This window comes from Micromonospora sp. NPDC048170 (assembly GCF_040652795.1).
Lineage (GTDB): Bacteria > Actinomycetota > Actinomycetes > Mycobacteriales > Micromonosporaceae > Micromonospora.
In genome coordinates, this window is sequence record NZ_JBEZMR010000002.1 from 141,979 (window position 1) to 161,729 (window position 19,751).

Sequence of the window (19,751 nt, forward strand, 5' to 3'; positions counted from 1 at the left end):
GCCTCCCGCTCAGAAGTGGCCGCTGACGGCGGTACGCAGGTTTGCCAGTCCGCGTGCCGACTGGCTCTTGACGGTGCCGGCGGAGATGCCGAGCATCCGGGCCGTCTCCTCCACCGAGTAGTCGAGGTAGAAACGCAGGACGAGCACCGCCCGCTGTCTCGGGGCGAGCGAGCGCAGCAACGTGGCCAGTCCGTCCCGGTCGGTCACCGTCTCGGGCACCGCGCCGGCCGCTTCCGGCACCGCCGCGCTGGGCTGCTCTCGGTTGTGCCAGGGGCGGCGCCGCTCGTCGAGCCAGCAGCGGGTCAGCACCCGCTGGGCGTACGCGTCCCGGTTGTCCGCCCGACTCACCTTCCGCCAGCTCCGGTAGAGCTTCGCGACGGAGACCGACACGACGTCGTCGGCGGTGTGCCAGTCCTGGCAGAGCAGGTACGCGCTGCGTCGCCAACGATCCATCCGCTCGGCGACGAAGGCGTTGAAGTCCTCCTCGTCGGCTCGCCTCACCGCGGTCTTTCCTCTCCGCTGACCATCACGGCCGTACGACGGAGCGATGTGCCGCGCAGGTTGCATCGGTCCGTCGGGAACAGCAGCGGCATGTCGTACGTTGTACGGTATCCCGTACGACAAAGGAGACCGCCTTGTTCGACGCCGCGACCGAATTCGACCGCCAACTCGACCGGCTGGTGGAGCTTGGCTACCCGGCCCTCGCCGAGCTGACCGAGGACGCCTTCCGGGGCCTGGTGACCCCGCTGCGCGCGGCGGCCGTCGCCGGGTCGGCGGGCCTGCCCGCACCCACCGAGGGGCGGGTGCCGTTCCTGCTGGTGATCACCCGCGACCTGGTGCCGGTGGCGGAGCGCGTCGCCCTGACCACCCTCGCCGGCAAGCGGAAACCGGGGATCGTCGACCGGCACTACGCCGAGGGCGACCTGCCGAAGTTCGACCCGATCAAGGAACTGGAGGTGCCGGCCGGGCCGGCGTACCTGCTCTTCGACGTCGACCGGGGCGCGGAGCACGTGAACCTGGCTCCCGCCGCCGCGATGGAGGTGATCACCGGCCAGGGCCGGCTGCCGCTCACCATCGACGAGGGGCTCGCCTTCGTCACCCTGCACCCCGAGGCGCTCGCCAAGAACAAGTGCTTCTCGCTGGTCGGCTCCCGCTGCGGCGACAAGCGGGTGCCGGCGATCTGGATCAGCCAGAACGCGCCGAAGCTCGGCTGGTGCTGGTACGGCAACCCGCACACCTGGCTCGGCTCCGCCTCCGCCCGCCCCGAGCGCATCGGCCTCGATTGAGCAGCACGCCCGGCGGCCACGGGCGGCGTTTCCACGGAGTTATCCACAGGGGTGAGGTGTTCTCCACAGGTTATGCACAGCCCGGTGTGGACAGCTCCGGGGCGGGTGTGGCGCCGCCGGCCGCTCTTGACAATCGCGGCGATCGGGCGAGACTGCGCAGGTGGCCGCTGCCGACGATTCCGTCCCGGCGCCCCGGGCGGGCCGGCCCGAGGTGTCGGGGCAGACTCCGGCCGCCCAGCCCCGGGCCCGGATCGTGCTGGCCGAGGTGTCCCGCCGGGAGGACCGGGCGGAACGCACCCGCGCCGAGTTGGCCGAGCAGACCCGGGTCGGCGACGCGCTCGTCCGGGGGCTGGTGCGGGCCCAGTTCGCGCTGGCCCTGCGGCTCTCCCTGGTGGTGGCGATCGGGCTCGGCGGGCTGCCGTGGCTCTTCGCCGTCGCGCCCGCCGTCGGCCGGGTCACCGTGCTCGGCGTCAACCTGCCGTGGCTGCTGCTCGGGGTGGCGTCGTTCCCGTTCCTGATCGCGGTCGGCTGGGCGTACGTGCGGCTGGCCGAACGCAACGAACAGGACTTCACCGACCTGGTCCAGCGGCCGGAGCGCTGAGGTGGGCAACGGCTTCGTCGTACCGGCGATCGTGGCGGTCACCCTGGTCACCGTCGGCATCGGCTTCTACGGGCTGCGGCTGGCGCGCACCACCTCCGACTTCCTGGTCGCCTCGCGGGCGGTCAGCCCGACCTGGAACGCCGCCGCGATCGGCGGGGAGTACCTGTCGGCGGCGAGCTTCCTCGGCGTCGCCGGGCTGATCCTCAAGTACGGCGTCGACGTGCTCTGGTACCCCGTCGGCTTCGCCGCCGGCTACCTCGCCCTGCTGCTGTTCGTGGCCGCGCCGCTGCGCCGCTCCGGCGCGTTCACCCTGCCGGACTTCTGCGAGCTGCGCCTCGGGTCACGTCGGCTGCGTACCCTGGCCACCGTCTTCGTGATCTTCATCGGCTGGCTCTACCTGGTGCCGCAGCTCCAGGGGGCGGGGCTGACGCTGGCCACGGTGACCGGCTCGCCGTACCCGTTGGGGGCCCTGCTGGTGGCCGTGGTGGTCACCGCGAACGTCGCGCTCGGCGGCATGCGCGCGATCACCTTCGTGCAGGCCTTCCAGTACTGGCTGAAGCTGACCGCGCTGGCCGTACCGGCGATCTTCCTGGCGTTGCAGTGGCAGGCCGACGCCCGGCCGGCGGTGACCCCGCCCGACGGGCCGACGTTCCGGACCGCGACCACCGTCGTGGTCGAGCACCGCGCGACCCTCACCCTCCCCGACGGTCGGATCCAGGAGGTACGCCCCGGCGACGAACTGTCCTTCGCGGCCGGCGACCCGGTGCCCGAGGTGTCCGGCGTTGCCACCGACGCCGCCGACTGGCTGCTGCCCAGCACCGCCGGGGACGACGACCGGGGCCTGTTCGCCACGTACTCGCTGATCCTGGCGACGTTCCTCGGCACCATGGGATTGCCGCACGTGCTGGTCCGCTTCTACACCAACCCCGACGGCGCCGCCGCCCGGCGCACCACCCTGGTGGTGCTCGCCCTGGTCGGGGCGTTCTACCTGCTGCCCACCATCTACGGGGTGCTCGGCCGGATCTACACCCCGCAACTGCTGGTGACCGGGCAGACCGACGCGGTGGTGGTGCTGCTGCCCGGTGCCGCCCTCGGCGACGGCACCACCGGCCGGCTGCTCGCCGCGCTGGTCGCGGCCGGCGCGTTCGCTGCCTTCCTCTCCACCTCGTCGGGGCTGCTGACCAGCGTCGCAGGGGTGATCTCGACGGACGTGCTGGGGCGGGGCTCCGTACGCGGCTTCCAGCTCGCCACGGTGATCGCCGGGGGCGTGCCGGCGGTCCTCGCGCTCAACCTCGCCGGACTGGACGTGTCCCAGGTCGTCGGGCTGGCCTTCGCGGTCGCCGCCTCCAGCTTCTGCCCGCTGTTGGTGCTCGGCATCTGGTGGCGGGGCCTGACCGACCTCGGCGCCGCCGCCGGGATCCTGGTCGGCGGTGGCGCCGCGGTCGGGGCGGTGCTGGTCACGGTGTTCGGCCCGCCGCTGTCGGGCTGGCCGGCCACGCTCACCGCGCAGCCCGCCGCCTGGACGGTGCCGCTCGCCTTCACCGTGATGGTGGCGGTCTCCGTGGCGACCCGCCGCCGGGCGCCGGCCGACGTCGGTGCCACCATGCTCCGGCTGCACGCCCCGGAGGCGCTCCGGCTGTAAGGAAGGGGCCCCCTGTCAACGCCTCCGGGCAGAGGAAGGGGCCCTTCCTGACGAGCGGGCGGGCCGCTCAGCGGGTGCCGGTGGGTACGCCTCGCGGATGACCGGGGATCATCCTGCGGCCGGACCGACGGCGGGCGCCGGCCGGATACGGTCGACGCATGACTGCTGAGCACCCGGCTCTCTCCCTGCGTGGCCTGGCGAAACAGTTCGACGGCAAGGTCGCCGTGGCCGGTGTCGACCTCGACGTCCCGGCCGGTTCCTTCTACGGCCTGCTCGGCCCGAACGGCGCGGGGAAGACCACCACCCTGTCGATGGCGGTCGGGCTGCTCCGGCCGGACGCCGGCGGCGCCCGGGTGCTCGGTCACGACGTCTGGGCCGACCCGGTTCAGGCGAAGCAGCTGCTCGGCGTGATGCCCGACGGCGTACGGCTCTTCGACCGGCTCAGTGGCGCTGAGCTGCTCGCGTACCACGGTCTGCTGCGGGGGATGGACCCGACGGTGGTCGACCAGCGGGCGGCGGAGCTGCTGGACGTACTCGCGCTCGGCGACGCCGGCCGGACCCTCGTGGTCGACTACTCGGCGGGCATGAAGAAGAAGATCGGCCTGGCCTGCGCGCTGCTGCACGGGCCCCGGCTGCTGGTGCTGGACGAGCCCTTCGAGGCGGTCGACCCGGTCTCGGCCGCGCTGATCCGGGACATCCTGCACCGGTACGTGACCGGAGGCGGGACCGTCGTCTTCTCCAGCCACGTCATGGAGGTCGTCGAGCGGATCTGCTCACACGTGGCGATCCTGGCGGCGGGCACCATCAAGCGGGTCGGCCCCATCGACGAGGTACGCGGTGGCCGTTCCTTGGAGCAGGTCTTCGTCGAGGTCGTCGGCGGCCGTACGGCGACTGGCGAGGAGTTGGCGTGGCTGTCGCGGTGAGTGAACCGACCGTCTCCACCCGGCCCGCCCGGCGGGTCACCGCCCGGCACTTCGTCCGTCTCAAGCTACGGGTGATGGGCAACAACTTCCGGGGCCAGGGCTGGCGGGTCGCCCTCTTCGTGGGCGGCGCCGTGGCCGGGCTCTGGTTCGCCGGCACCGGCTTCTTCCTCTTCGCCGCGCCCGGGCTGGTCGACGAGAGCCGCTACGCGCTGCTGGTCGCCGCCTTCGGTGGTGGCCTGGCGGTGCTCGGCTGGCTGCTGCTGCCGTTGGTCTTCTTCGGGGTGGACGAGACGCTGGACCCGGCCCGTTTCGCGCTGCTGCCGCTGCCCCGTCGCACGCTCGTCACCGGGCTCTTCGCCGCCGCTCTCGTCAGCGTCCCCGCGGTCGCGATGCTGCTGGCCCTCTCCGGTCTGGTGGTCACCGCCGGGGCGATGGGCGGCTGGTTCGCCGCCGTGGTCGCCGCCGTCGGGGTGGTCGCCGGGCTGCTGCTCTGCGTCGCGGCGGCCCGGGCGGTCACCAGCGCGTTCGCCACCGCGCTGCGGTCCCGCCGGGTCCGCGACCTGGCCGCCGTGCTGCTTGCCGTACTCGCCGCGCTGCTCGGGCCGTTGCAGCTGCTGGGCGTCGCCGCCCTCTCCGACGCCGACTGGGACCGGCTCGACGGCGTGGCCGAGGTCGTCGGCTGGACCCCGTTCGGCGCACCCTGGACGGCCGGCATCGACGTGGCCGAGGGTCGCCTCTGGGCCGCGCCGGTGAAGCTGCTGATCACGGCGGCGGCGATCGTGGCGCTACTGACCTGGTGGTCCCGCTCGCTCGAATCCGCGATGGTGGGCGCGGCCAGCGCCGGTCCGGCCCGCGCCCAACGGGGGGTCACCGGCGGAGCGGTCGCCCAACTCTTCCCGAGGGCCGTCGGCTGGGCCCGGCGGGACCGGTTCGGCGCCCTCGTCGCCCGGGAGGCCCGCTACTGGTGGCGGGACGCCCGACGCCGGGCCAACCTGATCACCGTGGCGGTCGTCGGTCTCTTCGTGCCGGTCATGGTCAACCTGGGCGGCTCCGGTTTCACCATCGACGGCGCGCAGGGTTTCACGGCCAGTCCCGACTCGTCCCCGCTGCTGGCCAGCCTGTCGATGCTCTTCGTCGGCCTGCTCGCCGCCGTCACCCTGGCCAACCAGTTCGGCTTCGACGGCAGCGCGTACGCGGCCAACGTGGTCGCGGGCGTACCCGGCCAGCAGGAGTTGCGCGCCCGGATGGCCGCGTTCTCGATCTACGTCGTACCGATGCTGGCGGTGATCTCCGTGGTCGCCGCGGTGGTCATCGGCGAACCCGGCTGGATCGGGTTGCTGGCGGGCACCCTGCTCGCCACCTACGGCGCGGGGCTGGCCGTGAACTGCTTCGTCTCGGTGCTCGGGGCGTACTCGCTGCCGGAGACGAGCAACCCGTTCGCGTTGAACACCGGTGCCGGGGTGGCGAAGAGTTTCCTCACCCTGCTGGCGATGCTCGCCACGATGGTGGCGGCGGTGCCGATGGTGGTGGCCGCCGGGCTGCTCGGCGACGTCTGGCTCTGGCTGGCCCTGCCGCTCGGTGCCGCGTACGGCCTGGGGGCGGCGCTGCTCGGCGCGTACCTGGCCGGCGACGTGCTGGACCGCCGGATGCCGGAGCTGCTCGCCACGGTGACCCCGCGCCGCTGACGGCGGGCCGGGCCGCGACGACGGATTGCCGGGCGGCGGCACAATGGCCTGATGCCTGTCGTCGAAGCGGTGGTGACCGTCCCGGTCCCGCCCGAGCTGGCCTTCGCGGTCTCCCAGACCACCGCGCCCGTTCGCTACCGGTGGGACCCGTTCGTCCGCGAGCAGCACTTCACCGACGGGGCGACCCGGCCCGGCAAGGGGGTGCGCACCTTCACCCGGTCCCGGCACGGCCTGGCGATGGTGAGCGAGTACGTCTCCTGGGCACCGCCGAGCCACGTCGGCATGAAGATGGTGCGCGGGCCCTGGTTCTTCGAGATGTTCGCCGGCGGCTGGCGGTTCGCGCCCGCCCCGGAGCCCGGCCACGCGGTCGCCACCTGGCGATACAGCTTCCGCTGCCGCCCGGCGTTCCTCCGCCCGGTCGCGGACCGGATCGGGGTCTGGCTGCTCGGCCGCGACATCCGCCGCCGCATCGCCGGCTACGCCGCCGGCTGCGCGGACCCGGAGGTGCTGGCCGCCGCCCGGCGGTCACTGGCCGCCGAGGGCGACTGAGCGCGGGGGTACGCCCCGAATCCGATCCGCTGGGCGCTCAGCCGGCTCGGGTCGACCGGAGCACCCCCACGAACGACCGCCAGGCGTCGGGGCGGAAGGCGAGGGTCGGGCCGGAGCGGTCCTTGCTGTCGCGCACCAGCACGGCGCCGGGAAGGTTGTCGGCCACCTCCACGCAGTTGCCGCCGGTGTCGCCGGAGCGGGTCGACGTGCGCCAGCGGGGCTCGGCAGCGGTCATGGCGTCACCTTCAGCTTTCGGATCAGATCCAGCGAGGCGGTCGTGGACAGCGCCTCGCCGAGCACGCTATCCCACTTCCGGTCGATGAGGCGGACCGTCTCGGGGTCGTTCACCACGTGTCCCCGGGCGGCGTTCTCCAGGTAGACCGCCCGCTCGCCATCCGCCAACTCGACCAGCACGAATCCGCCGGTGAGGCCGACGTGCTGGCCGACGCTGAGCGGGACGACGTGCAGCCGGACGTGCGGCAACTCGGCGGCCTCCAGGAGCCGCCCGAGCTGCGCGTCGAGCACGGCCGGGCCGCCGACCGGGCGGCGCACCGCCGTCTCGTCCAGCAGGAAGACGGCCTGCGGTGGAGTCGCCCGGCGCAGCAGTTCCTGGCGTTCCAGCCGGATCGCGACCAGCTCGTCCACTGTCGCCAACGGATGCAGGCCACCGGCCGAGATGACCGCCTGCGCATACTCCTCGGTCTGGAGCAGCCCCGGCACCAGGCAGGGCTCGAAGGCCCGCAGCCGGGTCGCCTCCTGCTCGTAGCCCCGCCAGGGCGCGAACCAGGAGGGGCCGCGTTCGCGGTCGGCCTCCTTGAGCAACTCGGCGAGGAGGCCGCCGGTGTCCAGCGCCTCGTCGGCGGCGACGGCGAACTCCATCGTGGGACGGCGGCGGCCGGTCTCGATGGCGGCGATCAGCGACGGGCTCCACTTGACCAGCGCGGCCAGGCCCTCCTGGGAGACGTCGGCGCCGGCGCGGGCGGCCTTGAGCGCCCGGGTCCACATGTCGAAGTTCATCGCTCACCCACCTGGTAAGTATGCGAACGCGGTCCGTAGTAACCGCTGGCATCCTCCCGTGTCCGGGCCGGCAAGTCCAGGGTGGAGGGCACGCGGCCCGGCCGGTGGAGGCGACGACCCGGCGGCCGGTCCTGCGTCGGGCCGCCCCGGTCAATCCCCCGGCCGGGGCGGCCCCCCGCCTCGGCCGATCCCCGGCCGGGGGCGGCCCCCGACGTGGAGGAGGGCAGCCATGTTCAACCCGTTCCGGAAGTGGACGGCAGCGCGGTCGTACCGCCAGGCGACCCGGACGGCACCGACCGAGGTGCCGGGGCCGACGGCGCCGAACCGGGCCCCGGCGCGGCCGGCTGCACCACCGGCCCGGGCCGTGTGGCCGATGGCGGTGGCACCGGCCCGGGCAGCGCGACCGACTGCACCACCGGCCTGGGCAGCGTGGCCGACGGTGGCGGCACCGCGACCGGGTCGGGCCGGCTGGCTGACCCCGGCGCAGACCTGGCGGGCAAACGGCGGTCGCTGGTGACCGGAGTTCCTGTTTCCGCCGCCCCCGCTCGCAACCGAGATCTTGGAAGGAAGCGGCCCCTGGAGGGGCCGGGAACGTCCAAGATCTCAGGTGACGGTCCCACCCGGCGCGGGGGGAGGCGTCGGTGAGCCGATTCGTTCCGCACGTGCCGATGCGGCCGCTCTGGCGGTGCCGAGCCTGCGGCGCGCTCTGGCCATGCCAGCCCGCCCGGCTCGCGCTGTTGGCGCAGTACCGGTCGGACCGCCCGGCGCTGATGATCTACCTTGGCACGTTGCTGACCGAGGCGGCCGGCCAGCTTGCCCAGCTCAACGGGCATGCCCCGCCAGCCGACCTACACGACCGCTTCCTCGGCTGGGCACGCGCCCGGGCACCCGGAGACGAGTGGGGTGGGCCTTCGAAAAGCGTCAGCCACGACGCACAACGAGCCGGACGCGGTGAAGCTGAGAAGAGCGGCCAGGACGCGGTCCGAGCCCGTCGGGGCGGGGCAGGCCCCACAATGTTTCACGTGAATCATGAGCCGGGCGCCGAGATCCACCACACCGACCCGTTCGCCGTGCCCGCCGAGCACCGCTCCCCCGTACGCCGGCTGCGGGGTCGGCTGGCGTCGCCGGTGACGCTCTGGACGGCGCCCGAGCCGGCGGGCCTGACGGTGTCGTCCACGCTGGTCGCGGAGGGCGAGCCGGACCGGCTGCTCGGCCTGGTCGACCCGGAGTCCGACCTGTGGGCGGCGGCGGAGTCGGCCGGCCGTTTCGCGGTGGCCCCGCTGAACCCGTCGCACCGGCAGCTCGCCGACCGGTTCGCGGGCCTCTTCCCGTCTCCCGGAGGCCTGTTCGCGACCGGCGAGTGGACCGACACCCCCTACGGTCCGGTGCCGGCCGACGCCGGCGGCTGGGCGGGGTGCCGGCTCGACACCGCCCGCGAGTACGGCTGGGGCCTGCTGGTGGAGGCCACCATCGAGGCCGTCGAGCTGGCCGGCGAGACGGACCCGCTGCTGCACTACCGGGGCCGGTACCGCGAGCTGACCTGACGACCGGCCCACGTGCCCGCCCGGCCGGCCGCACGTCGCGTCCGGCGGACCGTTCAACGGAGTGAGCTGCGTCACTCGGCGCAGCCACCGTGCCGTTCGGCGCAGCCGCCGACCGGCATCGATCTCGCCCTTCCCCGGCGGGGAGCGCGCTTTCTACCGTGCGCGAAACTCCCCCACGCCTGTGAAGGTGGTGATCCACAAATGTCCACGGACACACCCCCGTCCGCGCCCTCCGCCTCGGCGGCGGACCGGTACCTCGCCGTACAACGGTCGGACGAGTTCGCCGGGTTGCGGCGTACTCTGCGCGGCTTCATCTTCCCGATGACCGTCGCGTTCTTCCTGTGGTACGCGCTCTACGTGATCCTGTCCGCGTACGCGCGGGACTTCATGGGCACGAAGCTCTTCGGCAGCAACATCAACGTCGCCCTCGTCTTCGGCCTGCTCCAGTTCGTCTCCACCTTCCTCATCGCCTGGCTCTACTCCCGGTTCGCCGACCGGAAGATCGACCCGGTCGCCGACCGGATCCGTGCCGAGATCGGGGAGGTGGGCCATGAACACGGTCCTCGCGGCTGAGGCGGGCAACACCACCGCCCGCAACCTCACCATCACGCTCTTCCTGGTCTTCGTGGCAGTGACCCTGGCCATCACGATCTGGGCCAGCCGGCAGACCAAGACCGCCACCGACTTCTACGCCGGCGGCCGGTCCTTCTCCGGCTTCCAGAACGGCATGGCCATCGGTGGCGACTACATGTCGGCCGCCTCGTTCCTCGGCATCGCCGGCATCATCGCCCTCTACGGCTACGACGGTTTCCTCTACTCGATCGGCTTCCTGGTCGCGTGGCTGGTGGCGCTGCTGCTCGTCGCGGAACTGCTGCGCAACTCCGGCCGGTACACGATGGCCGACGTGCTGGCGTTCCGGATGCGCCAACGCCCGGTGCGGACCGCCGCGGCCGTCTCCACCATCACGGTGTCGATCTTCTACCTGTTGGCGCAGATGGTCGGCGCGGGCGCGCTGGTCGCCCTGCTGCTCGGCATCAAGCCGGGCACGACCTTCCTCGGCATGGACGCCGACACCGCGAAGGTGGCCACGATCATCATGGTCGGCGCCCTGATGATCGTCTACGTCACGGTGGGCGGCATGAAGGGCACCACGTACGTGCAGATCGTCAAGGCGTTCCTGCTGATGGGCGGCGCGCTGGTGATGACCCTGCTGGTGCTGGCGAAGTACAAGTTCAACCTGTCCTCGCTGCTCGGCGACGCCGCCGCCTCCTCGGGCAAGGGCAGTGCCTTCCTCGAACCCGGGCTGCGCTACGGCGTCGAGGTGGCGGGCAACGCGACACAGACCTTCTACAACAAGGTGGATCTGCTGTCGCTCGGCATCGCGCTGGTGCTCGGCACCGCCGGCCTGCCGCACATCCTGATCCGCTTCTACACCGTCCCGACGGCCAAGGCGGCCCGCAAGAGCGTGCTCTGGGCGATCGGCATCATCGGCACCTTCTACCTGCTCACCCTCGCCCTGGGCTTCGGCGCGGCGGCGCTGGTCGGCGGCGAGGCGATCACCGCGCAGGACAAGGCCGGCAACACGGCCGCGCCACAGCTCGCCGAGGCGCTCGGCGTCGACTTCCTCGGCGGCGACCTCGGCGGCGCCACCCTGCTCGCGATCATCGCGGCGGTCGCCTTCGCCACGATCCTGGCCGTGGTGGCCGGCCTGACCCTGGCCTCCTCGTCCAGCCTGGCGCACGACTTCTACGCCAACGTGATCAAGGACGGGACGGCGTCCGAGCGGCAGGAGGTCAGGGTCGCCCGGGTCTCCGCCCTGGTGATCGGCGCGGTCTCGATCGTGCTGTCGATCTACGCGCAGAACCTGAACGTGGCCTTCCTGGTGGCGCTGGCCTTCGCGGTGGCCGCCTCCGGCAACCTGCCGGCGATCCTCTACAGCCTGTTCTGGCGCCGGTTCAACACCTCGGGAGCGGTGTGGGCCATCTACGGCGGCCTGATCTCCGCCGTACTGCTGGTGTTCTTCTCGCCGGTGGTCTCCGGGGCGGCCACCTCGATGTTCCCCGAGCACGACTGGCAGTGGTTCCCGCTGTCCAACCCGGGCATCCTGTCCATCCCGTTCGGCTTCCTGTGCGGCTGGATCGGCACCGTGATCAGCAAGGAGCACGACGAGGAGAAGTACGCGGAACTGGAGGTACGTGCCGTGACCGGCGCCGGCGCCCACTGAGAGGTGCAAGGAAGGGCCCTTGTCAACGCATTGCGTTGACAAGGGCCTTCCTTACGGTGGGGCGGTCCGGGGCAGTGGGTAGGCTGACCGGCATGAACGCTGATGCCCGCTTCGGACCCGGTCACCGCATCCTCGTCACGGGCGGCGCCGGCTTCGTACCGTCACATCTGGTGGATTCCCTGATCGCCCGCGGCTGCACGGTGGTCGCGCTCGACAACTTCATCACCGGGTCGAAGGAGAACGTCGCCCACCTGCTGGACGAGCCGAGGTTCACGCTGATCGAGGCCGACATCTCCGACGGCCTGCCGAACCACCACCCGGCGATGGCCGAGCGGTTCGACGCCATCCTGCACATGGCCTCGCCGGCGAGCCCGACCGACTTCGAGAAGCTGCCGGTGGAGATCCTCCGCGTCGGCTCGGTGGCCACCCTGCACCTGCTGGACCGCGCGGTCGCGGACGGCGCCCGGTTCCTGATGGCCTCCACCTCCGAGGCGTACGGGGACCCGAAGGAGCACCCGCAGCGCGAGTCGTACTGGGGCAACGTCAACCCGATCGGCATCCGCAGCGTCTACGACGAGGCGAAGCGCTTCGCCGAGGCGGCCACCATGGCCTACCACCGCAGCCGGGGGCTGGACACGGCCATCGTCCGGATCTTCAACACGTACGGCCCGCGGATGCGCCCGGACGACGGCCGGGCCATCCCGACGTTCATCTCGCAGGCGCTGCGCGGCGAGCCGATCACCGTGCACGGCACCGGCAATCAGACCCGCTCGATCTGCTACGTCTCCGACCTGGTGCACGGCATCCTGCTGCTCCTCGACTCCCGCGAGACGGGGCCGGTCAACTGCGGCACCGAGCACGAGATGAGCATGCGGCAGTTGGCCGAGACGATCGTGTCGCTCACCGGCAGCAAGTCCGAGGTGACATACGTCACCCGCAGCGCCGACGACCCGGAGATGCGCCGCCCCGATCTCACCCGCGCCCGCGAGCTGCTCGGATACGAGCCGGCCGTGACGCCCGAGGACGGCCTCCGACGCACGATCGAGCACTTCCGCGAGCGGGTGGTATAGCCGCTCCGCACCGACGCCGCCACAGACGTCGGCGGCGCTTCAGGGCGGTGGTGGCCGCACGTACGTACCCTGAGTTACATGTCAGCGACCACGCCCGCCGGAGTTCCACTCCCCCATCTGCACCGCAGCGCCGGGCGCGCCTCGGTGCCCGGCTCCGGCCGGGACGCCGGACGCGCCCGGCCGGCCGAGGCCCGCTGGTCCCCGTCGCCGGACGAGCCGAGGGCCGGAGGGCCGGGCGGTCCCGCCGGGCCGGGAGGCCCCGGCGGACCGGCCGGGCCGGGGCGGCCGGGCCGGCGCGGCGTACGCCCCCGGTGGGGCCGGATCGCCCTGGTGGCCGGTGTGGCGGTGCTGGTGCTCGCGCTGCTCGGCGGGGCGGGCGCCTGGTTCTACGCCCGCGGCCTCAACGAGGACCTGGCCCGCACCGACCCGTTCTCGGAGATCACCGGAGGCCGCCCGGCCAAGGCGGTGGACGGTGCGCTGAACATCCTGCTGGTCGGCAGCGACTCCCGGGACCCGGACGCCCCGGTGGACAAGTCCAGCAAGTGGCGGGCCGACACGATCATCGTGATGCACATCCCGTCCGACCACCAACGGGCCTACCTGGTCTCCATCCCGCGCGACCTCTACGTGCCGATCCCGGAGAGCGCCAACGCGGACTGCGGCTCCGGGCAGCGTGGGAAGATCAACGCCGCCTTCGCCTTCGGCGGGCTGCCGCTGGCCGTCCGGACGGTGGAGTGTTTCACCGACGTACGGCTCGACCACGTGATGGCGATCGACTTCGCCGGCTTCAAACAGGTCACCGACGCCCTCGGCGGCGTCGAGCTGAAGGTCGAGCGGACCATCACCTCGATCCACAAGCCGTACCGGACGTTCACCAAGGGCACCAACCACATGGACGGCGCCGAGGCGCTGGACTGGATCCGGCAGCGCAAGCAGTTCCCGGACGGCGACTTCGCCCGGATGCGGCACCAGCAGGAGTTCCTCCGCGCCCTGATGGACAAGGCGGCGAGCACGGGCACGCTGACCAATCCGAAGAAGCTGAACGACTTCCTCAAGTCGGTCACCGCCGCGGTCACCGTCGACAAGAGCTTCTCACTGGTCGACATGGCGGTCCAGTTCCGCAACCTGCGCGGCGAGAACCTCATCTTCGTGACCAGCCCGCACGTCGGCAGCCAGACCATCGGTGGCGAGTCGGTGGTGGTGTCGGACAAGGAGAAGGCGCTGGCGATGTACAAGGCGATGTCGGCCGACACCATGACGGCCTGGGTCGAGGCCAATCAGAAGAAGGACGGCACCGGAAACTGACCAGCTCCACCGGCCGGCCCTCTCGTGATCGACAGACGTCGTCACGGATCGGAGGGCCGGCCGCCCGCTTCCTGTGAGCCAACCGCCGACCGGTCGTATCGATCTGGCCGTTCGGTCAGTTTCCCTGGATAGCGGCCGCGCGAACCGCATTTGACAGCCGGACGACCTCGCCAGGACGGGAAAGCGTCCGTAAAGTGATCCCGCCCCCCATGAAAACGCGAGCTGGAGCACCCATGCCGGTTCAGACCAGCCGTCGCCCTCCGGCGGTCGACTCCCCACGCGGCCCGGTCCGGGCCTCCACGAGCACTCCGAGGCAGCCCGTCAAGGGCGGACGTTCGGGTAAGTCCGCGAAGAAGCGGGCGCGCCGCAAGGACCCGCTCTGGGCCCGGGTCACCCTGATCTTCGGTGCCGTCCTGATGGTGGCCAGCGGCGCCGCCGTCGTCGGCAGCAAGGTGTTGATCAGCCAGGCCACCGGCAGCATCGCCCAGCGCAACCTGCTCGGCGACGCGGGCAAGTCGGACGCCGAGGGCGGCAACAGCCTGGACGGCCCGATCGACATGCTGCTGCTCGGCGTGGACGCCCGCGAGAAGTCGTCGCCGGACGACATCCGCGCGGACAGCATCATCGTGCTGCACATCCCGGCGACCCACGACCAGGCGTACCTGATCTCGATCCCCCGGGACACCGAGGCGCACATCCCGGCCTTCAAGAAGACCGGGTGGGAGGGCGGCACCGACAAGATCAACGCAGCGTTCCAGGTCGGCGCCCGCAACGGCGGCGGCTGGGAGGGCGGCGCCCAGTCGATGGCGCAGACCATCAAGAAGATGACCGGGATCAGCTTCGACGGCGCGGCGATCATCAACTTCGGCGGCTTCAAGCGAGTCATCGACACCCTCGGCTCGGTGCGCATCTGCGTGAAGCAGGAGGTCACGTCGATGCACATGGTGTTCGTCGACGGCAAGCCGATGTGGAACGCGGAGGCGAAGAAGACCGGCAAGCGCATGACGCCCGTCGTACACAAGAAGGGTTGCCGCGAGATGGAGGGCTGGGCGGCGCTGGACTACTCCCGGCAGCGCAAGACCCTCAAGAACGGCGACTACGACCGGCAGCAGAACCAGCAGCAGCTGATCAAGGCGATGGCCAAGAAGGCCACCCAGGACGGGACGCTGACCAACCCGATCAAGCTGAACCAGCTGACCAATGCGGCCGGCGAGGCCCTGATCCTGGACACCGGCGGCGTGCCCATCGCCGACTTCGTCTTCACCATGCGGGGCGTGACGGGCAACGACCTGGTGATGCTGAAGACGAACGGCGGCACCTTCCACAGCGACGGCACCCGGGAGACGCTGAGCGCGCAGACGCTGGACATGTTCCGCGCGGCGAAACAGGACAAGCTGGCCGAGTTCGTCTTCGCCAACCCCGAGGTGATCTCCAGCCGCGACTAGGCGGGGGCTGTTTCGGGCGCCAGCCGAGCAGAGCCGGCCGCGCGGGCCGGCGAAGCAGGCCGGGCGATTCCGACGAAGCGGCCCGGACCGCCGGGTCGACTCGTAGCCTGACGTGAGAAGGATTCACGTACAGGTCGCGGGGGAGGCGTCACGTCCAGATCGGTGGGCGACGGCCGGGGCCGGGCCGGGGCCGACGCCCGGCCCGCCCGGCCGCGCCGCGTCCGCTGGCCCCGGCTGCTGGTCGGCATCGGGCTGGCCCTGGTGCTGCTGGCCGGGCTCGCCGTGGTCGGCCTCGAGGTGCTGAGCGACCGGTACAAGCGCAGCGTCGTCCGGGAGCAACTGCTCGACCCCACCGCCCGCCAGAAACGCACCGATCCCGACGGGCCACTGAACTACCTGCTGGTGGGGACCGACCGTTGGCAGAGCGGCAGTGCGGCGAACCGGCGGTCGGACACCATCCTCATCGTGCACGTCCCCGCCGGCGGGCGCGAGGCGTACCTGGTCTCCGTACCCCGGGACCTGCTCGTCGCCATCCCGGCCGGCAACGGCTACGGCGGCGGCCAGGACAAGATCAATGCGGCGTACGAGCACGGCGGCGGCGGCCAGCCGGGCACCCGGCTGCTCTCGGCCACCCTGTCCCGGTTGACCGGCATCCGATTCGACGGCGCGGCCCTGATCGACTTCTCCGGCTTCCGCAAGGTCATCGACCTGCTGGGCGGGGTACGCATGTGCGTGGACACCGAGGTCCGCTCGATCCACACCGGCCGGGTCTTCCCTCCCGGCTGCCAGCAGATGGACGGCGGCCAGGCGCTGGACTACGTCCGCCAGCGCTACGACCTGCCGGGCGGCGACTACGACCGGCAGACCCACCAGCAGCAACTGCTCCGGGCCGTGCTGGAACGCACCAGCGAGACGTCGCTACGGACCAACCCGGTCAAGCTCGACCAGGTGATCCGCGCCGTGGGCGGCTCGCTGACCGTGGACACCAACGGCGTACCGCTGGAGGAACTGGTCCTCGCGCTGCGCGACCTGCCGGCCGACGCGCTGCGCGGCGTGCAGGTCCCCTCCCACCCCCAGACCATCGACCAGGTCTCGTACGTGGTCCTCGACAACGGCGGAAACGGCCTGTTCGAGGCGGTACGCGACACCCACGTGCCGGACTGGGCGCGGGCCAACCCGCGCTGGATCACCCGGCTCTGACACCGGGGCCCGGCTCGCACCGGCCGGCCCGGCGAGCATCTAGGCTTGGCCCGTGTTCGGATCCCAGGTTCCCACCGTGACCGTGACCGAGATCGCCGACGACGCGTACCTGCTCGACGTCCGGGAGGACGACGAGTGGAACGCCGGCCACGCCCCCGGCGCGCACCACCTGCCGATGATGGAGCTGCCGGCCCGGATCGCCGAGGTGCCGACCGACCGCGACGTCGCCGTCATCTGCCGTTCCGGCGGGCGCTCCGCGCAGGTCGTCACCTACCTGATGCGCAACGGTTGGGACCAGGTGCGCAACGTCGAGGGCGGAATGGGCGAGTGGGCCGCCGCCGGCCGACCGGTGGTCGGCGAGGACGGACAGCCCGGCCGGGTCGTCTAGGACGGGTGGGATGGGCGACCCCCTGGTCTACGCGCACCGCGGCTCCTCCCACGACCTGCCCGAACACACTCTCGCGGCCTATCTGAGGGCCCTCGACGAGGGTGCCGACGGGCTGGAGTGCGACGTCCGGCTGACCCGGGACGGGCACCTGGTCTGCGTACACGACCGCCGGCTCGACCGGACCAGCAACGGCCACGGCCTGGTCAGCGCGCGCACCCTCGCGGAGCTGGAGACGCTGAACTTCGGCTCGTGGCACCCCGGCTGCGTGCCCGCCGACACCGACGAGGTGCCGGACGGGTCGCACACCCGGCTGCTCACCCTGGAGCGGCTGCTGGACGCGGTGCTGGCCGCCGGTCGGCCGGTGCGGCTGCTGGTGGAGACCAAGCACCCCGTCCGCCACGGCGGCAACGTCGAGCGCCGGCTCGTCGCGCTGCTGCGCCGGTACGGCCTGGCCGAACCGGAACCGGACGATCCGGTACGGGTCACCGTCATGTCGTTCTCCCCGCTGGCCGTACGCCGGATCCGGGAGTTGGCCCCCGAGCTGCCCACGGTGCTGCTGCTGGACGTGCTGCCGCGCTGGCTGCCGAGGGGGCGGCTGCCGTTCGGCACCCGGATCGCCGGGCCCGGCGTCGCGCTGGTGCGGGCCCGTCCGCAGTTGGTGCCCGCGCTGCGGGCGGCGGGCAACCAGGTCTACGTGTGGACCGTCAACGAGCCGGCCGACCTGGATCTCGTCCTGGCCGCCGGGGTGGACGGCATCATCACCGACCGGCCGGCACACGCGCTGGCCCGCCTGGGCCGCTGATGTGCCGACCGGCACCCTGGGGCCGGTCACGGGGGCGGTGCCGGTGGGCGACCCCGGTTCGGACGAGCAGGGGTGTCCCGAGACCGGCCGGCGGGGCACACTCGGGGCATGCCGGAGCGCACCGACCTCTCCGCTCTCATCGCCGGCCACACCACGGTGGTCGAAATGATCAACTCTGGTGACACCGGCCTTCCGGTGCTCACCCATCTGCTCCGCGTGGCCCAGTCGGCGCTCGGTGCGGCGGGCACGGCGTTCGTCGAGTTCGCGCCGACCGGTGGCCGGGTGATCGCCGCGACCGGTGCCGCCGAGTGGGCCGTCGGCCGTCCCGTACCGGCCGACGACCCCGCCACCGTCTGCCTGCTCTCCGGCGCCCGCGTGCGTCAGGTCCGGACGGACGGCCTCACCGGTCGGCTCGCCGGCGAGCTCGCCGAGCGGGGCCTGCTCCGGATGGTGGTCTCCCGCGCGGAGATCGGCGGGCTGACGGTCGGCAGCCTGCACGTGCTCCATCCCGACGGCAACGACCTGCCGGGCGTCGGGCAGCAGGCCGTCGTGGGCTACGTGGCGTCCTGCATCGCCCACATGTACGGCGACCAGAGCGGGCTGCCCGTGCACGGTGACGGCCCGGTGGTGGCGGCGCTGGCGGACGGCCTGGCCGTGGTCGACCGGGACGATCACGTCCGGCTCTGGAACCCGGCCGCCGCCCAGGTCACCGGCCGGTCCACGGCCCAGGCGCTCAACCGACCGCTGCCCTTCCCGCTGCCCGCACCCGGTCAGGTGCTCGACCACCGGCTGCCGGACGGCCGCTGGCTCAAGATCACGTCCGGTGAGCTGCCCGGCCCGGGCACCCTGCGGGTGGTCACCTTCCGGGACATCACCGACCAGCAGCGCCGCGACCACGACCGGGATCTCTTCGTCGCGGTGACCAGCCACGAGCTGCGTACGCCGGTGACGGTGATCAAGGGCTACGCGGACACGCTCACCGACCACTGGGAGTCGCTGACCGAGACCGATCGACGGCAGGCCGCCCGCGTGATCGGGCAGCGCGCCAACGAGCTGGCCCGACTCGTCGACCGGCTGCTCTCCTCCGCCGCCGAGGCGGGGCCGGGCGACGAGCCACCCGCCCCGTACGACCTCGGCGCCGCACTGCGCACGGCGGCGGCCGACCTCCCGGCGGAGCTGCGGCAGCGGCTCGTCCTCCGGCTCCCCGCCGACCTGCCCAAGGTGCTCGGCCACCGGCCGAGCCTGGCCACCGTGCTCACCGAGTTGTGCACGAACGCCGGTAAGTACTCCCCGCCGGACTCGCCCATCGAGATCACCGCCGGGGCGAACGGGTCGACGGTCTCCTTCCAGGTCGTCGACCGGGGCATCGGCATCCGGCCGGAGCACGCGGAGCGCGCCTTCGACCGGTTCTGGCAGGGCGAGTCGGGCGACCGGCGCCGCTACCCCGGCGCCGGACTCGGCCTCTATCTCGTCCGTCGGATCGTTGAACAGCAGGAAGGATGGGTATCCCTACGTCCGAGGGCCGGTGGCGGTACGGTCGCAGAGGTGCGGCTGCCCCGCGGGTGACCGGCGGCGGGCAACGGGGCGTAAAGGGGCGAAGGTGTCGACGGGAGCTGCCGATCGGGCATGGTGCGTGGTGGTTCCCCACCACGCCGCTGGGGCACGGCTGGCGCGGCGACGGCTCGCCGAGGAGCTGACGGACGTCGTACCCTCTCCGCTCCTGGCCGACCTCGTCGCGGTCCTGGCCGAACTGGTCGGCAACGCGGTCCGGCACGCCGATCCCCTGCCCGGCGGAGTGGTCCGGGTGGCCTGGCGGCTGCGCGACTCGGCCGGCGGGCAGCAGGTGCAGCTCCGGGTCACCGACGGCGGCGCCGCCGCGGGTCCCGCGATGCGGGTCGCCGACATCGACGCCGTGGACGGCCGGGGGCTGCACATCGTCTCGGGGCTGGCCGACCGCTGGGGCGTCGAGCGGGACGGCCTGGGCCAGAGCGTGTGGGCCGAGTTCGACCCGGCAGAGGTCACCCGGTCGGACCTGGCCGTCGCCGGCTGACCGCGCGTCGTCCCGGCGCC

19 protein-coding genes and 1 pseudogene are annotated in these 19,751 nt (G+C 72.4%); 17 read left to right on the plus strand and 3 right to left on the minus strand.

What is annotated here, in order from left to right:
• Nucleotides 1-9 precede the first annotated feature (9 nt).
• Nucleotides 10-501: a SigE family RNA polymerase sigma factor gene (locus AB0D32_RS04165; RefSeq protein WP_357084630.1), complete on the minus strand. Its 492-nt coding sequence runs from the start codon at nucleotides 499-501 to the stop codon at nucleotides 10-12.
• A gap of 134 nt (nucleotides 502-635) precedes the next feature.
• On the opposite strand from AB0D32_RS04165, the gene AB0D32_RS04170 reads away from it, so the two are divergent.
• The 6 genes from AB0D32_RS04170 (at nucleotide 636) to AB0D32_RS04195 (ending at nucleotide 6,686) form a co-directional block, all read left to right on the plus strand.
• Nucleotides 636-1,286 carry a DUF5701 family protein gene (locus AB0D32_RS04170; protein WP_357084633.1) on the plus strand — a complete coding sequence of 217 codons (651 nt, stop codon included), beginning with the start codon at nucleotides 636-638 and terminating at the stop codon, nucleotides 1,284-1,286.
• 211 nt (nucleotides 1,287-1,497) lie between these two features.
• Nucleotides 1,498-1,887 (plus strand): hypothetical protein, encoded by a 390-nt coding sequence (locus tag AB0D32_RS04175; protein ID WP_357085647.1) that lies wholly within the window; start codon nucleotides 1,498-1,500, stop codon nucleotides 1,885-1,887.
• 1 nt (nucleotide 1,888) lies between these two features.
• Nucleotides 1,889-3,529 (plus strand): cation acetate symporter, encoded by a 1,641-nt coding sequence (locus AB0D32_RS04180; RefSeq protein WP_357084637.1) that lies wholly within the window; start codon nucleotides 1,889-1,891, stop codon nucleotides 3,527-3,529.
• Between the two features lie 158 nt (nucleotides 3,530-3,687).
• Complete coding sequence (locus AB0D32_RS04185) at nucleotides 3,688-4,452, plus strand: ABC transporter ATP-binding protein (protein ID WP_357084640.1); 765 nt, start codon at nucleotides 3,688-3,690, stop codon at nucleotides 4,450-4,452.
• On the plus strand, nucleotides 4,437-6,137 hold the full coding sequence (locus tag AB0D32_RS04190) for an ABC transporter permease (protein ID WP_357084643.1): 1,701 nt from the start codon (nucleotides 4,437-4,439) through the stop codon (nucleotides 6,135-6,137). Before AB0D32_RS04185 ends, AB0D32_RS04190 begins: the two co-directional genes overlap by 16 nt.
• 51 nt (nucleotides 6,138-6,188) lie before the next feature.
• On the plus strand, nucleotides 6,189-6,686 hold the full coding sequence (locus AB0D32_RS04195) for an SRPBCC family protein (protein ID WP_357084646.1): 498 nt from the start codon (nucleotides 6,189-6,191) through the stop codon (nucleotides 6,684-6,686).
• Between the two features lie 37 nt (nucleotides 6,687-6,723).
• On the opposite strand, the gene AB0D32_RS04200 is transcribed toward AB0D32_RS04195, so the two are convergent.
• On the minus strand, nucleotides 6,724-6,921 hold the full coding sequence (locus AB0D32_RS04200) for a DUF397 domain-containing protein (RefSeq protein WP_357084649.1): 198 nt from the start codon (nucleotides 6,919-6,921) through the stop codon (nucleotides 6,724-6,726).
• A complete protein-coding gene (locus AB0D32_RS04205) occupies nucleotides 6,918-7,703 on the minus strand; it encodes a helix-turn-helix transcriptional regulator (protein ID WP_357084652.1) in 786 nt (261 codons plus the stop codon). The genes AB0D32_RS04200 and AB0D32_RS04205 overlap by 4 nt, the downstream gene beginning before the upstream one ends.
• Nucleotides 7,704-8,716: 1,013 nt before the next feature.
• On the opposite strand from AB0D32_RS04205, the pseudogene AB0D32_RS04210 reads away from it, so the two are divergent.
• The 11 genes and pseudogenes from AB0D32_RS04210 to AB0D32_RS04260 form a co-directional block, all read left to right on the plus strand.
• Nucleotides 8,717-9,247 (plus strand): annotated as a pseudogene (locus AB0D32_RS04210) (flavin reductase family protein); the annotation flags it as partial.
• A 201-nt stretch (nucleotides 9,248-9,448) separates the two neighbouring features.
• Nucleotides 9,449-9,820 (plus strand): DUF485 domain-containing protein, encoded by a 372-nt coding sequence (locus tag AB0D32_RS04215; protein ID WP_357084655.1) that lies wholly within the window; start codon nucleotides 9,449-9,451, stop codon nucleotides 9,818-9,820.
• Nucleotides 9,798-11,471 carry a cation acetate symporter gene (locus AB0D32_RS04220; protein WP_357084658.1) on the plus strand — a complete coding sequence of 558 codons (1,674 nt, stop codon included), beginning with the start codon at nucleotides 9,798-9,800 and terminating at the stop codon, nucleotides 11,469-11,471. The genes AB0D32_RS04215 and AB0D32_RS04220 overlap by 23 nt, the downstream gene beginning before the upstream one ends.
• A gap of 92 nt (nucleotides 11,472-11,563) precedes the next feature.
• The gene (locus tag AB0D32_RS04225; RefSeq protein WP_357084661.1) at nucleotides 11,564-12,541 is read left to right on the plus strand and encodes a UDP-glucuronic acid decarboxylase family protein; all 978 of its coding nucleotides are present in this window, start codon (nucleotides 11,564-11,566) and stop codon (nucleotides 12,539-12,541) included.
• Between the two features lie 78 nt (nucleotides 12,542-12,619).
• Nucleotides 12,620-13,846, plus strand: coding sequence for an LCP family protein (locus AB0D32_RS04230; RefSeq protein WP_357084665.1), 1,227 nt, complete (start codon nucleotides 12,620-12,622; stop codon nucleotides 13,844-13,846).
• Between the two features lie 233 nt (nucleotides 13,847-14,079).
• Entirely contained in the window at nucleotides 14,080-15,291 is a 1,212-nt protein-coding gene (locus AB0D32_RS04235; protein ID WP_357084668.1) for an LCP family protein, read from the plus strand.
• 261 nt (nucleotides 15,292-15,552) lie between these two features.
• Nucleotides 15,553-16,491 (plus strand): LCP family protein, encoded by a 939-nt coding sequence (locus AB0D32_RS04240; protein WP_357085649.1) that lies wholly within the window; start codon nucleotides 15,553-15,555, stop codon nucleotides 16,489-16,491.
• Nucleotides 16,492-16,543: 52 nt separating this feature from the next.
• Nucleotides 16,544-16,879, plus strand: coding sequence for a rhodanese-like domain-containing protein (locus AB0D32_RS04245; protein WP_357084671.1), 336 nt, complete (start codon nucleotides 16,544-16,546; stop codon nucleotides 16,877-16,879).
• 10 nt (nucleotides 16,880-16,889) lie between these two features.
• A complete protein-coding gene (locus AB0D32_RS04250) occupies nucleotides 16,890-17,681 on the plus strand; it encodes a glycerophosphodiester phosphodiesterase family protein (RefSeq protein ID WP_357084674.1) in 792 nt (263 codons plus the stop codon).
• A gap of 108 nt (nucleotides 17,682-17,789) precedes the next feature.
• Nucleotides 17,790-19,247 carry an ATP-binding protein gene (locus AB0D32_RS04255; protein WP_357084677.1) on the plus strand — a complete coding sequence of 486 codons (1,458 nt, stop codon included), beginning with the start codon at nucleotides 17,790-17,792 and terminating at the stop codon, nucleotides 19,245-19,247.
• 67 nt (nucleotides 19,248-19,314) lie between these two features.
• Nucleotides 19,315-19,731, plus strand: coding sequence for an ATP-binding protein (locus AB0D32_RS04260; protein ID WP_357085651.1), 417 nt, complete (start codon nucleotides 19,315-19,317; stop codon nucleotides 19,729-19,731).
• Nucleotides 19,732-19,751: the final 20 nt, after the last annotated feature.

Excerpts from the sequence above, each read along its gene's own strand:
- AB0D32_RS04225 (WP_357084661.1), top strand. The coding sequence starts at position 11,564 with ATGAACGCTGATGCCCGCTTCGGACCCGGTCACCGCATCCTCGTCACG.
- AB0D32_RS04205 (WP_357084652.1), bottom strand. The coding sequence starts at position 7,703 with ATGAACTTCGACATGTGGACCCGGGCGCTCAAGGCCGCCCGCGCCGGC.
- AB0D32_RS04250 (WP_357084674.1), top strand. The coding sequence starts at position 16,890 with ATGGGCGACCCCCTGGTCTACGCGCACCGCGGCTCCTCCCACGACCTG.
- AB0D32_RS04185 (WP_357084640.1), top strand. The coding sequence starts at position 3,688 with ATGACTGCTGAGCACCCGGCTCTCTCCCTGCGTGGCCTGGCGAAACAG.
- AB0D32_RS04235 (WP_357084668.1), top strand. The coding sequence starts at position 14,080 with ATGCCGGTTCAGACCAGCCGTCGCCCTCCGGCGGTCGACTCCCCACGC.
- AB0D32_RS04200 (WP_357084649.1), bottom strand. The coding sequence starts at position 6,921 with ATGACCGCTGCCGAGCCCCGCTGGCGCACGTCGACCCGCTCCGGCGAC.
- AB0D32_RS04195 (WP_357084646.1), top strand. The coding sequence starts at position 6,189 with ATGCCTGTCGTCGAAGCGGTGGTGACCGTCCCGGTCCCGCCCGAGCTG.
- AB0D32_RS04230 (WP_357084665.1), top strand. The coding sequence starts at position 12,620 with ATGTCAGCGACCACGCCCGCCGGAGTTCCACTCCCCCATCTGCACCGC.
- AB0D32_RS04215 (WP_357084655.1), top strand. The coding sequence starts at position 9,449 with ATGTCCACGGACACACCCCCGTCCGCGCCCTCCGCCTCGGCGGCGGAC.
- AB0D32_RS04220 (WP_357084658.1), top strand. The coding sequence starts at position 9,798 with ATGAACACGGTCCTCGCGGCTGAGGCGGGCAACACCACCGCCCGCAAC.
- AB0D32_RS04255 (WP_357084677.1), top strand. The coding sequence starts at position 17,790 with ATGCCGGAGCGCACCGACCTCTCCGCTCTCATCGCCGGCCACACCACG.